This is a genomic window from Alteromonas mediterranea DE (genome assembly GCF_000020585.3).
GTDB lineage: Bacteria > Pseudomonadota > Gammaproteobacteria > Enterobacterales > Alteromonadaceae > Alteromonas > Alteromonas mediterranea.
On record NC_011138.3, the window covers coordinates 3,714,379 to 3,727,953 of the forward strand.

A 13,575-nucleotide genomic window follows, 5' to 3' on the forward strand; every position below is an offset into this window, starting at 1 on the left:
TTAAATCTATTTATATTAGTTATAAAGTATGGTGCATACTTTGATCATTTCGCTGCTTATACGCGGCAGAGTTCCGATTTTTCAACGCATATAGCGCAATAACGATAAGAATTATGGGCCAAAATGCACTAACGCCCACAACTAATAAAGCTAAAAACCCTGCGCTTAGGGCTAATAGTATTGTTCCCATCACACTCACCGCTACCACGAAACCCACAATGGCTAGTACTACGCCAATAAGCGACAGAACCGCTACGTTCTCCCAAGGGCTTAAAAGCTGGTCAGACATAATAATATGCATGCCCAGCCAGCTATCAACTAAGCTACCTAAGCAATTCACCAATATAATGGCTATCACCAATGCAATCAGAAAGTTTTTCATTACACTAGCCTCGGTAATAAGATAACCGCAGCAACATACGCAACAAGCGTAATAGGTGTGGCCATAAACAGCCCCAACACCGCCGCCGCTCTTACCCATACTGCGTCTATATCAAAATAGCGTGCAACGCCTGCACACACACCAGAAATAATTCCAGCATCAAGATCTCTATAAATACGTTTCTGCGTCGGTACTTTCATCATTTTCTCCAAAAATTCTTAATTTCGACAGTCACAATACGGGGCGGCGGTACTCAAGGTCGCTTAAGCGACCTTGCTCTTTTTAAGCTCAGCCAACTCCCTTTCAATTGTTTCATCTGCCTGCATTGCATCGAACTCAGCCTGAAGAGAGGTCGCTTCACTTGATTTAGTTAAGTCATAAGCATCGACTTGAGCTTCTAAGTGATCGATTCGCTGTTCGTAATTTTCAAAGCGTGTCATGGCATCATCTATCTTACTTTCATGATCCGCTTGCTTAACTTTTAAGCGTGTTTGCGCTGAATTTTTTCGTTGAACTAAGGTTTTTTGCTTCGCTTTGGCTTCTGCCAGTTTTGTGTTCAGTCTTGCAGTATCACCTTGGATTTTTTCAATGCTGTCGGCCAAATGACCTTCTTGCTCTTCAAGGGATGTCAGTTTCACTACATACTTCTGCTTTTCCATTAGCGCTGCTTTAGCTAATGACTCTTTATCGTTGTTCATCGCAATCTGAGCTTTGTGTTGCCAGCCATCCACTTCTTTTTTCGCAGCGTCAATATGTCGCGCTAACGTTTTTTGCTGTGCGATATAGCGGGCGGCATCGGTGCGAACTTCAACTAACGTTTCTTCCATTTCCTGAATGATCAAGCGAATAATTTTTTCAGGATCTTCAGCTTTGTCTAACATTGCGTTGATATTTGCTTGAACAATATCGTTAATGCGCGAAAACATACCCATGATTATTTCTCCGTTCAAAATAGTATTTTGGTTTCCAGCATTTCTTGTTTATCTGATCCGACGCTGGTTGCCACTGACTGAGTTCTTCTCAACACCATAACTATTACAATCACTGTGCCAGTTATTTAACCCATTGTTTTATATGATATTTAATTAAAATAAAAGAAAACAAGACTGCATACTTAACGACCAGATGCAACTTGTTAGTTTTTTTGACCAACAAATTCGTTAATTTGACCACGAGCAAAAACTGTTGCGATGCCTACCCTTTTTCAAGTTATTACAGGTACAAAAAAAGCGCCCTATGGCGCTCTCTTAAACTAAGTATCAATTTAGTCGGCATCGTCTTCGTTGGCTTCGCCATTAGTCGGTGTAGCGACAACAAGGTCGGTTACACTCACCTTACCGCTGCCCTGCAACTCTTGTGGGCTCAGTTCGAAATGGTAAGTGGTGTTTGCAACTGCTTGATACACATCGGCTTTAATTTCTTGCGTTGTTGCGGCTACCGCATTTGATACAACATTGGTTAAAAACGACTGTAGCACTGACTCTTCTGCATTTGCTACGCTGCTTGCCATGGTTGCTGTTAGTAAAGTTGCTGCGATTAGTGAAGTTTTCATAATTTCCCTCTGAGTTAGTCAGTGCAACAACACGCCGTTGTTGCGATACTTAGAGGATTGCGAGAGCTGTGCCAAGATCTCAAAACCTATTAACACCCTGATTTTAATAAACTAAATAAAAAAGCCCGCCATAAGGCGAGCTTCTTAAAATTGAACAAATATTAAACTTTGGTCAAAACTACTAAAACGTTAGTCTTTTTGACTATTATATTCGGCCACTTCTCGTTGGGCACTTTCTACTGCATCCAGTGCGTTAAGGAGCAAATTCGGATCTGGGTTTTTGCCTGTACCATTTTGACTAAGATATCTGCGCCATATACGCCCACCCGCTTGGCCCTGATACAGCCCCAAAATATGACGGGCTGCATGCCACGGTTTAAAGTAAGGGTCTTCTTGGCGTTCAATATATTGCTGCATTTGAAGTACTATCTCACGACGTGACAGACTCTGTGCATTAGCATCACCAAATATGTCCTTATCAACGCTCGACATGATATATGGGTTTGCGTAAACCTCACGTCCCACCATAACACCATCTACGCTTTCCAACTGCTGTTGGGTTTCAGCAAGTGTTTTAATACCACCGTTAATACTAATCGATAATTCAGGGCGGGCTTGTTTAAGGCGGTGAACGCGCGGATAATTTAACGGCGGAATTTCGCGATTTTCTTTCGGACTTAGCCCTTGCAACCAGGCTTTTCGTGCGTGAACAATGAATGTATCACAGCCAGCGTCGGCGACCGTATCAATAAACCGAGCAAAGTCTTCATCTTCGTCCATGTCATCAATACCAATTCTACATTTTACGGTTACAGGAATATCAACAGCAGACTGCATAGCTTTAACGCAGTTTGCTACAACTTCTGGCTGCGCCATTAAACACGCGCCAAAGCTGCCGTTTTTTACTCGGTCACTTGGACAGCCCACATTAATGTTCACTTCATCGTAGCCGCGCTCTTGAGATAATTCTGCGCACTTGGCCATGTCAGACGGATCGCTTCCACCAAGCTGTACCGCGATAGGATGCTCTTCTTTGTTGTACCCTAAATAGTCGCCTTTACCGTAAATGATCGCCCCTGTTGTAACCATTTCCGTATATAAAAGCGTATGCTTAGACATTAAACGTAAAAAATAGCGACAATGCCTGTCTGTCCAATCCAGCATTGGGGCAACAGAGAAGCGCCTGTCGATAGCAGGCCTAACACAATTCCCATTTAAAACTTTAATATCAGGCACTTACAGCATTCCTCAAATAATCACCAATGCCAAAAGCATTGGACTTTTCACGGTTTTTAGTCCCCATTAAGGGAACGCGGTGCCCAAATGGTGGAATAATTTTCCGCTTTGGCGCACCCTCTACAATGGGTCAAATAAGATGGCTAATATTACCATAAGTAAGGGGACGAGAAAAAATGGAGTTTCCTATACTGCAAGGGTTAGGCAGAAGCAAAGTGGCATTATTACGTTTTCTAAAAGTAAAACATTCAATACTAAGTCAGCGGCTAACAAATGGGCGAAAGAAACCGCTCATAAGGTGGAAAATAATACAAAAGACGAGCCGTATTCCTACATCGATATCTCTGTAGGAGAGTTAATTCAAAATTATATTAAAGCCAAAGATGGTTCAGATAAGCCTTTAGGACGAACGGCGCGATACAGTCTGAATCAACTATGCCGCTATCCTATCGCAAAGGTAATTGCTAGTAGATTGAATTCAAATGACATCGTTGACTTTTGTATTGAGCGCAGAAAAAAGACTGCTTCACAAACAATATCTATAGATGTGAGCTGTTTAAGAAAGGTACTGCGAGTTGCAAGGTCAATGTTTCACGTAGCCGCTGATGACAGTGCTGTGATAAACGCATACCCCGCTCTTCACGATTTAAAGCTAATTGCTAAGTCAAATAGACGTAACCGACGAGTCAGCGCTGATGAATATTCAGCGCTTCTCAAAGAATTTCAAAAAATGTCTTATCACCACTGTAACGAGATCCCCTACACAGATATGTTCATGATGTCTTTACTAACGTGTTGTCGTATTGGTGAACTTTGTGAGCTTAAATGGAAAGACCTGAATGTAGAGCAACGCCATATTTTAGTGAGAAACCGGAAAAGTCCTAGCGGTTCACAAAACAACAATTCGATATTACCGCTTTTAGGGGAAAGTCTCTCTATCATACTTAAACAACCAAAGTTAGAAGAGCGTATATTTCCATATAACTCTAGAAGCGTCACAGCTGGTTTTCGACGCGCTCGTAAACGACTTGGAATAGTAGACTTACGATATCATGACCTTAGGCGTGAAGGAGCTAGTCGTTTAATTGAAGCAGGAATGTCAGTAGAAGAGACATCACGAATAACTGGGCATAAAGATTTAAACATACTGTGGAATGTGTATGTCTCGATTACACCAGAGCACATTCAAAGTCGCTTTGAAAAATTAAGAACGCTCACTTAATAAACAAATCGTTCAAATAACAAACCTCCGGTAATCGTTTTCAAACTAATCCTTCCGATTTAATGGTTACCGCACAATTTTTGATTTTTGGTGTATAAAATACGTGATCTCTTTTTTTTAGTTAATGAGATCACGTTATATGCATAAGAAATTCCGCGTTAAAACTAATGGCCGTATCCAGGCAATTATCGAGAATCGCGCTAAAGATGCGATTGTAAAGTCCAAGTCAAAAACTTTCGCTAGCAGAGCGGAAGCAGAAGCTTGGGCAGCAAATATGTTTGTGGTGATGGAGAGACAATACCAGCAAGCTATAGGCCAAGTGAATGAGCTTTCAGAAACTCAGCTAAAGCGAGTCGTTTTTAGAAACCACCAGCCTAAGTTAGACGCAAAATCGTCAGTTAAAGACGTTATCAACGCCTATTTAGACTATACAAACTCAATGCCATTGCCCGCTTCAAGTACAACACAAGATGCACTGCGTACAGTTTGTAAATATCAACTCGCTAATTATCCGCTCTGCTTCGTCGGCTATGAGACCCTAGAACAATACTGTAAAGAGCGAAACGCCACGTGCAGCTCGTCAACTACTCGTATCGAAATCAGTTCGTTGAAACGGGCGTTAAGAGAATTACGTGAAATGAACAAGTTTTCAAAAGCTACTGAGAGCGAACAGCTAGAAGCACACTTTGAGAGCAGTTACGCAACGCTAAAGAAAAATGGATTAATTTCCGACTCGAAGTCTCGCAACAGAAGAATTAAAGACCGGAACGAGCTTAGAAGGCTTCTTAGCTCTGCGCAGGAATTTTCCAGCCGAAACAAAAGTGGCGTTAGATATGATTACCTTATTCTTCTATATATCGAAACGACGCTACGCGCATCTGAACTTCTATCATTACGCTGGGAGGATATCGATTTTAACAGGCACCGCTTTACTGTTGCAGTCGGAAAAAATGTTCGTCCAGGCACAAATGGAACGAGAGAAGCACCTAGAATAGTCCGTAACCGTTCACCAGGGCCCTATTGACAGTTAGTAATATTTATTTTCAATGATCGTGGGGATCCTATTGATTGATCCCGCCAGTCTGTCAGAGTGGTTTCATGCCACGTAAAAAGCAGCCCACAAAGCCACCTGTCGCTACTAATCTCGATGATGCCAATGAGCTCATTAGTACACTCTGGGACAGGCTAAATGACCTCGAAGACCGACTGAATCAAAACAGTCGTAATTCATCGCGCCCGCCATCGTCTAATGGGCCGGGGGCGTCCTCTTCTGCGCCAGCTAAAAAGCCGACAGGCCGTAAGCGCGGTGCGCAATCCGGCCATAAAGGCAGTAAGCGGATGCTGGCCGATACCGTTGATGAGACGCGCACCTATTATCCCGACGATACTTGTGCTTGCGGTGGTACTATTACTATCAGTGATTCACCGTATCGCCGCCATCAGGTTTTTGATATTCCTTCTCAGGCTTTCTCTGTGGTTGAACATCAGTTACATCAGGGTCAGTGTTGTCAGTGCAGCAAAACGGTAAAAGCAACGCTACCTGACAACGTGAATCAGGGACAGATGGGCAATAACCTGCTGGCATATGTGGCAATGCAGTCCGGTCAGTTTCACCAGAGTATCAGTAAAATCCAGCAACAGCTCGAACAGAACTTCGGCTTATCGTTCAGTCGCGGTGCTATCTCTGAAGCGCAGGGCCGGGTTAGTTCAGTACTGACGCCAGCGTATCAGGATATCAAAGAGATGATGCGCACTGAGGCGGTGGTACACTGCGATGAAACCCGTCATCAGCGTGGTAACGAAAACCGCTGGATGTGGCAGGTATGCACAGCAGAATTATCATGCTTTATGACGCACTTCTCACGTGGCGCCTGGGCGGCAAAGAAACTACTCGGCGATAATCCGGAAAACATTGTTGTTACTGACCAGTATGCCGGTTATCACTACATCGATTCAGACCACCGTCAATTGTGCTGGGCGCATATCTTAAGAAACATGAATGCGCTGGCGGAAAGCTGGGGTACGAACAAGACTTATGGAACGACGTTAGTCAGGCTCATTCGCATACTGTTCCGGCTGCAACACCGGTATGAGAGTAACGCACTAAGTGAAAAGCGATACCTGGACCGGATGGAAAAACTACGCATCGCCTGGCGAGAGCAACTTGAACTGGCATCAAGACGCTGTGTGACTCCCCGCTATCAGAACCGGTGTAAGCTACTGCTAAAACACGATGACATGTGCTGGGTATTCCTCAGTCACGATGGCGTCCCTCTCACTAACAATGAAGCCGAGCGTTCATTGCGAAGCTATGTGCTGTGGCGAAAAGGCAGCTATGGTGTGTGGTCTCACCGAGGGGAACTGTTCAGACAACGTATACTCACCATCGTCGAAACCTGCCGGAAACAAAAGCTGAATCCACTGAATTGGCTCCGCGCCATTCTCGAAGCGACGCTGAACAAAACGTCCTATCCTCTGCTCGACGACTTCAAAGCTGCCTGTCAATAGGGCCTTGGTGAACGGTTACGAATAGTCCCTCTCACAAAGCGTGCTCACAGAATCTTAAAAACACTAAAAGGTGATGGTGAGAGCACTGGTTTAGTTTTCAATATGACTACTAAATATCTGACGACTCTATTCCCGAGAATCAAAGCACATGCAGGTATAACTGGGCTTCAACTCAGAGACCTGCGGCGTGAGGGCGTATCACGAATGGTTGAGAAGGGGTATAGCGTGTTACAGATTGCTGTTTTTACTGGTCATAGGGACATCGATATGATCGTAAAAATTTACAACGCTGCTCAAGCAGTAAATATTGCCAGAAGGTAGTATATGCGTTAAGGCTTCTTAAAAAGAACATTGGCTCTGATGATGATAATCTCTCTACAGTGTAAAGCAGGTAACTTTTGAATCAATAAGAATATTCAGCTTAAGACTTGGAACAGACCGCCAATATCTCAATAAGTCGTAAACAAGAAGGTGTGGCATTGCCACACCTTTGTGCGCTATTTACATACCGACTTACTGTATTTTCTTCCTGAGTTGACAGCTCTTCTCAAACCATAAAAGATTTCATATCGAACTCCCTCTTTCACCTTTGGTGATAGGTTAGAAAAATTTCGATCTCGAAAACTCCAGTGAATGAAAGGGCTGTCTCCATCTGAGTCTTCAATAAAGCAAATCACATTGAGATCAAATAGAAATTGTAAAAAGTCATTTGCTGTATCCATAAACCTAGGAACAGGTTTATCGGTTGTTTTTATAAATTCAATTAGATTACCATGAACAGCTGTGTATTCGTCATAGTTGAACCGCGTTTGCCCCTTGAGTAATTCAAAGAACTTAAGAAAGAACTCATAATCATCGCTTGTATAATAGAAAGAAATTTGATCTTTTATTTCTCCCAAAAGGTGGTCTGAAAGCTTTCTTTTAAATTCTGAGCTATCAAAATCAGAAAATGAATGTGAAACTTTATTAAGCTCATGCTTTTCCAGTGCATTTTCTTTTAAAAATTCAAGCATCATAATAATGTCACGAGGTCGATAGAATGAATAACGTAGAAAGCCAATGAACGATGAATCATCATAGCGTTTCGACGTTTGCATCTTATATGGAAAATATGAATGCCAAGAATCGCCGAGATTTAATAAACAGGACTTATCAGTTGCAGTTTGTTGGGAATAAAGTAACTGATCCACTAATTTAAATAACGATGATGTAGAGAAATTCTCATAAGTAGTTCGCCAATCCAGATACACCGAGTTTGTTCTTAGCTTTGTATTCTGATTCTGAAGTCCAATCGACGAAAAGATATCAGGCCTAACCAATAGGACTATCTTTAACCTTCCTTTAGAGTCATTAATAGTAGGAAAGAAGTCATTATTTAATTGCCATATAGCATTTGCTAAACCTTTAACACAGTCGAGATATTCAGGAAAATCAATTCCTGAGGGTCTAATATCAATACCATCGATGAATAACGTGTGATTAACTGATAGTTTCAGTTCTCCTAAAGCTTTTTCAAAACTTTTTTGTATGTAAAGCAAATTGGTCTGAAAGCGACTTTCAGAGAAACTTATCGATTCTTTTTGTTCACCAGATGCTTTTGCGTGTTTACTCAGGTACTCTGCTGCGACTTTAGATTCTTGTACAAATTGCAATGCATGAATTATTTCCGGACTAAACGCATGGAGATAGTATTCATCTATCGCGTTTTGTAAACTCCTAAACTTAATGAATTTAGGTATTACACCTTCTTCTTTTTCAGATATTTGTTTAGATAGCATTAGCAGAAGGATTACTCTCCATATATTAGTGTAATCAGATAGATCTAAATGCTTTTCTTTCTTAAGAGAAACAAATTTTTGATATTCAGTCTCCCTTATGAATTTTATATCACATGCATGATTATTGATTCTATTATTACTTAAATATACCGCGTATGCGGTCTTTCCCGCACCTTTTTCGCCAATCAAGAAAGAAATCTCTGGCTCGAGAATATCGTCAACATAGTTGTCAGAGAGAAAAGTTTTAGTAAACTTTTCTTTGAACTCTCTCCTTCTGTAGTTTTCTGCATCTGGAAAACTGTATTCTAATTCCGTCACTGGTTTCATAAATTCTATCCTTAGGTAAAGTCTAAAAATGAGGGGCACTTGCCGTATATGTTTTTAAATAGAGGTGGCGATATATCCAGATTAAATGTAATCCTTCACCATTAGCGAAACTATTGCAAACATTTTCTTTCCTCAGCAAACTACTATTTTATAAACACATTTTCCCGATGGAATAGAAGATAAGGCTTGTGGCGCTCTTCGATATTAACTGACAGGTCTTCACATATACCAAAGGCTTGCGCTGATTCAAATTTTTTTGAAATCAATATTGAACCATCGTTCTTAAAGCTTATTAGACCTTGATCAAAAGCCCTATCGATATTGGGCGATAACAAGAATCCGTTATATACGTCTAGCCTCTCTTTATTGTCACAAACAGACCAAGGTTTTATATGAGATGCAATTAATAGCTCAAGTTTGTCTGCGCCGCTTACTGCACATGCTTTCCAATACGATATTAGAGATTTTCTGAATTCTCCTTGCCCACATCTCGCATCTATTAATTGCTTTCGAAGCGTTCGGTTAATTTGCGTTCGTTCAATATCTTCGATATCAGCTAAGGTGCCTAGAGCACTACTAGCTCTGAAGGTAAACGGTATTAATTCCTCAAAGTTATAGCTTTCCTCAACCTGTTCATCGCTCAATGATGTGATAGTGACGGACGCTCTATCCTTTTCAGGATCAAGTTTGTTATAAGAAAGGAGACAGTCGGGATTTCCTGGGCGGTGTTCAAAGTGGGCTGGGTCTTTACCCTCTTTCATCAACACTATGTTGCTATGGCATATATGGCAGCGGCGAATAACATCTTTGCTGCGCTCATAATGCCTTAAGTTTGATACTGGTATGTATCTCCAATCACCGCAAATAAACGCTTCACATATTTCTTTGCCAAGCTCTAAAATATTATCTTCCATACTCTCGTCTTCCTTGATGTTTGATTCATCATAACTCTTTGATTTCTAATTCTCCGGCATAGAGTTAGAATAACGCACTAGTTACTTGCATATCGTAGGCGCTATTTTCAAAGGATGCCAATTACTGATGTATTTTTTCTCAAAAATTAGAGTTTTATTCTTTTGTATTTTTTTGAACGGTTGTGTTTCATTCCCTAGCAATTTCCCACCTATGGACTCAAAAGAGTACCTAGTTATCCCCAAAGTATTAAAGGTCAATAATCCTTTCAATACCCATTACGTAGGCGAAGGTAGATATAAACTAATGGGAACCATAGATGATGAGCGATTCTACAAGCCTCAAGATCCTACTCTTTTCAGTCATGACCCGATGCGATACTTAAGGGTTAATGTCCATAAGAAGAATGAGGTCTGTGTACTTTATGTTGACCTAGTCAATTGTATAGAAACTGAATACGAAATAATTAACAGCGAAATAGAGCAATAATAGTTACCTAGGGTTAATCTTTTTGGAGCTATATCTGATAACGCTCAAGTTAAGCTACCTAGCTTTAGGCTAAAAAATGCCCGTACTTTGCGGGCAAAATTTTGAGGACATAAGGAGCGCTGACTAGTTGTCAGTCTTAATATATTTTTTATCAACTTTTCGATAGCGGGTAGTAGCCAGATAGCCAAAGCCGAAAGAAATAACAACACTAATAAAGCAGTCTGAAATACAGTCATCTACCAATCGCTATCGAAAACAGACACGTCATTGCAGCCAAAGTCATCAAAACCATTATCCATCGATGAGCCGTCGCATATCCAATCGGTATCGGAGTGGATATCCATTCCACAGCTCAAATCATTACCCACTGAGCAATCATCATCTAAAAGGCTTGGTTCAGAAAAGCCTGACAAATCGGTTCCTCTTGGATTTCCTTCGACGTCAATTATACCTGGGCAACCCTTAATTCCGCTTGAAATCAACGGCAATCCGGTGGCTTCATTTACCCCGCATATTTCCATCTCGTGTTCATCGGTAAAATCAGCGGCAATAGCACCCTCACCGTCGTCAGCGCAGTGTCCGAATAATTTAAAGCTCAGTAATGACATCAATTTTTCCTCATTTTCAAATATTAACTGCTCTATTGAAAGTTAATGAAAAATGTGGCATTTTCAATTTCATTGACTGCAACGTTCAGCAACAATGATATTGCAGCTTAACTTCGTAAATCCTCTTACCTTCTCTTTTATTTTTTCACCTTATTTGGCTTTTACGGCACAAAAATCGTTGTCGCGACAACTAGAAATTCAAACGAATTGGAGCAAAAGCGACGTCTTACTTATGCAGAATACACACTTCGTTTGAGCGAATGTATTGTCTAACAAACGTTGTACACAAAAAAACGTAAATTATGCTTTTAGCTCAAACTGACGTTCTGAAAGCGAAGCGTAAGCATCACAGCGAATTGCAAATTCGTCTGTAAAAACGCTCGTTGTGAGACAACGTAGTAGCTCGCGTAGAAAGAGAATTGCGAAGCACATTTGATTACGTAGCAAGCGCATGTTCGCAGCTGCGAACTACCCCCTGTTTTGTTTTGCCCTAGCAAAATTTGATGAATAGGGCGAAAGCGCTATGAATCAAACCCCTTGCCGCGAGCGACGCTAGCGTAACGAATAGCTGTGTATGAAATACATAGATATGAGAGGAAAAATGGGGGGTAGTGCGCAGCACAAGAACATGCGCCGTTAGCGTTAGTGCTAGCCGCAATTGCGGCGTAGAGTCACTGCGTTGACGAACGTCAACATCAGCAGTGACGTGCACTATAAGCGTGTTAGCTCACAACAAGTGTTGTGAGCGTAGTCCTTAACACTAGTTTTTTAATTGGGAGATTAATAGGGGCGAGCAAGCAGTCATGATATCCCGACATAAAAACCAACAAATACATCTTCTAATTCAATATTTCTCGCCGTTTGAGCCTTTTTTCTAATGACTAATTTTAGATTTAAGGGAGAAATCATGTCTGAAAGTCGTATTACTAAAAGTATTCTTGAACGCTACGAAATCTACTTCAATATTGATATGCAATATCGACTTGCGCCAAGTAATATTCAACGCAGTCGCAATAAAATACGTTTTGCACTAATAAATGCAGCTCGATTCGGATTTATATCAGCGCTAGTCTGTGAGCAGGTCTGGGGAGTAACACGGGCCAAAGCTCTAGAATTTTTAGGTAAGCTTGTTTCTCAAGGATACCTGGCGTTAGTCCAAACAGAACGAGCTGCGGATAGACGAATTTATGTTTTAACTCACACAGGTGCTCAGTTTGCATCTGAAATGATGCGGCTGGATGTGCCATTTCGCTCAGCTAAAGAGCCGATAACACAGGTGAATCAAAATGCGATAATGCATGACTGCGTTTTAAGTTTTGTTCTGAACGGAGGGATTAATAATAAAACCTCAGAAGGTTTAGCAAAGCCACTTTGGACTTCGTTTTTAACAGAAATGGAATTCAAAAGACTGAATCCATCTGCAACGGTAAAAAACGTGGATGGCTTGGTGTTACTGCCGACTGGAGAAGTCGCTGCTATAGAGCTTGAGGCATCTTTCAAACGAAAGAGTCAGCACGAAACGACCCTGCTAAAACTCAAGGATTCGCTTATCAGCGAAAGTCCTCTATACGATAAAGTATTTATCATCACTTGCTCAGAACGCATCAATGCTGATACTCAGCGCTTCTATAAACAACTGTTGGAAGAGCTTCCTAATCGTATTGATAGAAAAACGAAACAGCCGTTATTAACTCAGCATAACGCCGCTTTGCTTCGTGAGAGAATTATCTTTAGAACTAAGTTTATAGCCCCAATCGAGCAGACTTTTTATCGGTAGAAATAGAAAAAAGAGCACCATTGGGTGCTCTAAATAATTACTTCTGAAATTTCTTACGAAGCCTCACTTCTTGTAGATAAATTGCAAGAGCTATCAGATATATTAGCAATATATACATAGCCCCCTTAAGTCCAACGAATGGGTATGAGCTATGCGCCTCAAACCCAGTGATCATTTGAAATATCCAAATAACAAAAATTATGTCTCCGATACTCATCAAAAATTTAGTAATCATGTCTAATGCCATGATGACGATTTGTTGTTGCTTAGTCATTTGTCCTCCTAAATTGTATATGACTCGCAACAACAAGTAGGAACACACAGGGAAAATTATGGCGATAAAAGCGGGCACTAAGTGCCCGCAATAATTTTGCGTCATTCATCATCGCTCATACAGCGCAGCACTAGTGCTGCCAGTAGAGCAAAAAATGCTGATGCGATTACACAAACGATGTTGTAGTAAAAATAATCATTCAACTCTAAGTTAATCTGTTCCCTAGACTTCCATCCTAAATAGAAAGCAATTGTGTCGTGTACCAATGGGAACACAGCAAACGCTAGGAATGTGTAACCTAGATTCATAGTGTTTTTCGAAAAACTGATTAGCGTGTTGAATGTAACTTCTTTTTTGATGTTCATATTAATATCCCTAGTTAGTCCTAACGATACCTAGGCTTACCAGAGGGAAATTTCTTAGACAAAAGAAAAAGCAAGCATCGAAATGCCTGCTTTTTTTCCATTTTTTGCTCTGCCGATCATCAGATATCTCTCAAGCAGCGCATTC

General features: G+C 41.1%; 15 protein-coding genes. 5 read left to right on the plus strand and 10 right to left on the minus strand.

Annotated features, from left to right (window positions below; translation table 11 throughout):
• Positions 1–19 precede the first annotated feature (19 nt).
• The 5 genes from MADE_RS16435 to dusA form a co-directional block, all read right to left on the minus strand.
• Positions 20–382 carry a hypothetical protein gene (locus MADE_RS16435; RefSeq protein WP_012519763.1) on the minus strand — a complete coding sequence of 121 codons (363 nt, stop codon included), beginning with the start codon at positions 380–382 and terminating at the stop codon, positions 20–22.
• Positions 382–582, minus strand: coding sequence for a PspC domain-containing protein (locus tag MADE_RS16440; RefSeq protein WP_012519764.1), 201 nt, complete (start codon positions 580–582; stop codon positions 382–384). The genes MADE_RS16435 and MADE_RS16440 overlap by 1 nt, the downstream gene beginning before the upstream one ends.
• Positions 583–645: 63 nt before the next feature.
• On the minus strand, positions 646–1,314 hold the full coding sequence (gene pspA / locus MADE_RS16445) for a phage shock protein PspA (RefSeq protein ID WP_012519765.1): 669 nt from the start codon (positions 1,312–1,314) through the stop codon (positions 646–648).
• A gap of 332 nt (positions 1,315–1,646) precedes the next feature.
• The gene (locus MADE_RS16450) at positions 1,647–1,934 is read right to left on the minus strand and encodes a hypothetical protein (RefSeq protein WP_012519766.1); all 288 of its coding nucleotides are present in this window, start codon (positions 1,932–1,934) and stop codon (positions 1,647–1,649) included.
• Positions 1,935–2,123: 189 nt separating this feature from the next.
• Entirely contained in the window at positions 2,124–3,098 is a 975-nt protein-coding gene (dusA, locus tag MADE_RS16455) for a tRNA dihydrouridine(20/20a) synthase DusA (RefSeq protein ID WP_232363128.1), read from the minus strand.
• Between the two features lie 211 nt (positions 3,099–3,309).
• On the opposite strand from dusA, the gene MADE_RS16460 reads away from it, so the two are divergent.
• From MADE_RS16460 to MADE_RS21235, 4 genes are all read left to right on the plus strand, one after another.
• The gene (locus MADE_RS16460; RefSeq protein ID WP_012519768.1) at positions 3,310–4,392 is read left to right on the plus strand and encodes a tyrosine-type recombinase/integrase; all 1,083 of its coding nucleotides are present in this window, start codon (positions 3,310–3,312) and stop codon (positions 4,390–4,392) included.
• Between the two features lie 139 nt (positions 4,393–4,531).
• Complete coding sequence (locus MADE_RS16465; protein ID WP_012519769.1) at positions 4,532–5,416, plus strand: site-specific integrase; 885 nt, start codon at positions 4,532–4,534, stop codon at positions 5,414–5,416.
• Positions 5,417–5,490: 74 nt separating this feature from the next.
• Positions 5,491–6,900: an IS66-like element ISAma4 family transposase gene (locus tag MADE_RS16470; protein WP_012518755.1), complete on the plus strand. Its 1,410-nt coding sequence runs from the start codon at positions 5,491–5,493 to the stop codon at positions 6,898–6,900.
• 51 nt (positions 6,901–6,951) lie between these two features.
• On the plus strand, positions 6,952–7,221 hold the full coding sequence (locus MADE_RS21235; RefSeq protein ID WP_417871255.1) for a tyrosine-type recombinase/integrase: 270 nt from the start codon (positions 6,952–6,954) through the stop codon (positions 7,219–7,221).
• Between the two features lie 176 nt (positions 7,222–7,397).
• Here MADE_RS21235 and MADE_RS16480 read toward each other — a convergent pair whose 3' ends face one another.
• From MADE_RS16480 to MADE_RS16495, 3 genes are all read right to left on the minus strand, one after another.
• A complete protein-coding gene (locus MADE_RS16480; protein ID WP_012519771.1) occupies positions 7,398–9,005 on the minus strand; it encodes a P-loop ATPase, Sll1717 family in 1,608 nt (535 codons plus the stop codon).
• A 143-nt stretch (positions 9,006–9,148) separates the two neighbouring features.
• On the minus strand, positions 9,149–9,919 hold the full coding sequence (locus tag MADE_RS20045) for an HNH endonuclease (protein ID WP_012519772.1): 771 nt from the start codon (positions 9,917–9,919) through the stop codon (positions 9,149–9,151).
• Between the two features lie 723 nt (positions 9,920–10,642).
• Complete coding sequence (locus tag MADE_RS16495) at positions 10,643–11,014, minus strand: hypothetical protein (RefSeq protein ID WP_012519774.1); 372 nt, start codon at positions 11,012–11,014, stop codon at positions 10,643–10,645.
• Positions 11,015–11,921: 907 nt separating this feature from the next.
• On the opposite strand from MADE_RS16495, the gene MADE_RS16500 reads away from it, so the two are divergent.
• Positions 11,922–12,791 (plus strand): hypothetical protein, encoded by an 870-nt coding sequence (locus MADE_RS16500; protein WP_012519775.1) that lies wholly within the window; start codon positions 11,922–11,924, stop codon positions 12,789–12,791.
• Between the two features lie 37 nt (positions 12,792–12,828).
• On the opposite strand, the gene MADE_RS16505 is transcribed toward MADE_RS16500, so the two are convergent.
• A complete protein-coding gene (locus MADE_RS16505; protein WP_012519776.1) occupies positions 12,829–13,065 on the minus strand; it encodes a hypothetical protein in 237 nt (78 codons plus the stop codon).
• 101 nt (positions 13,066–13,166) lie between these two features.
• Positions 13,167–13,430 carry an SPRY domain-containing protein gene (locus tag MADE_RS16510; RefSeq protein WP_012519777.1) on the minus strand — a complete coding sequence of 88 codons (264 nt, stop codon included), beginning with the start codon at positions 13,428–13,430 and terminating at the stop codon, positions 13,167–13,169.
• Positions 13,431–13,575: the final 145 nt, after the last annotated feature.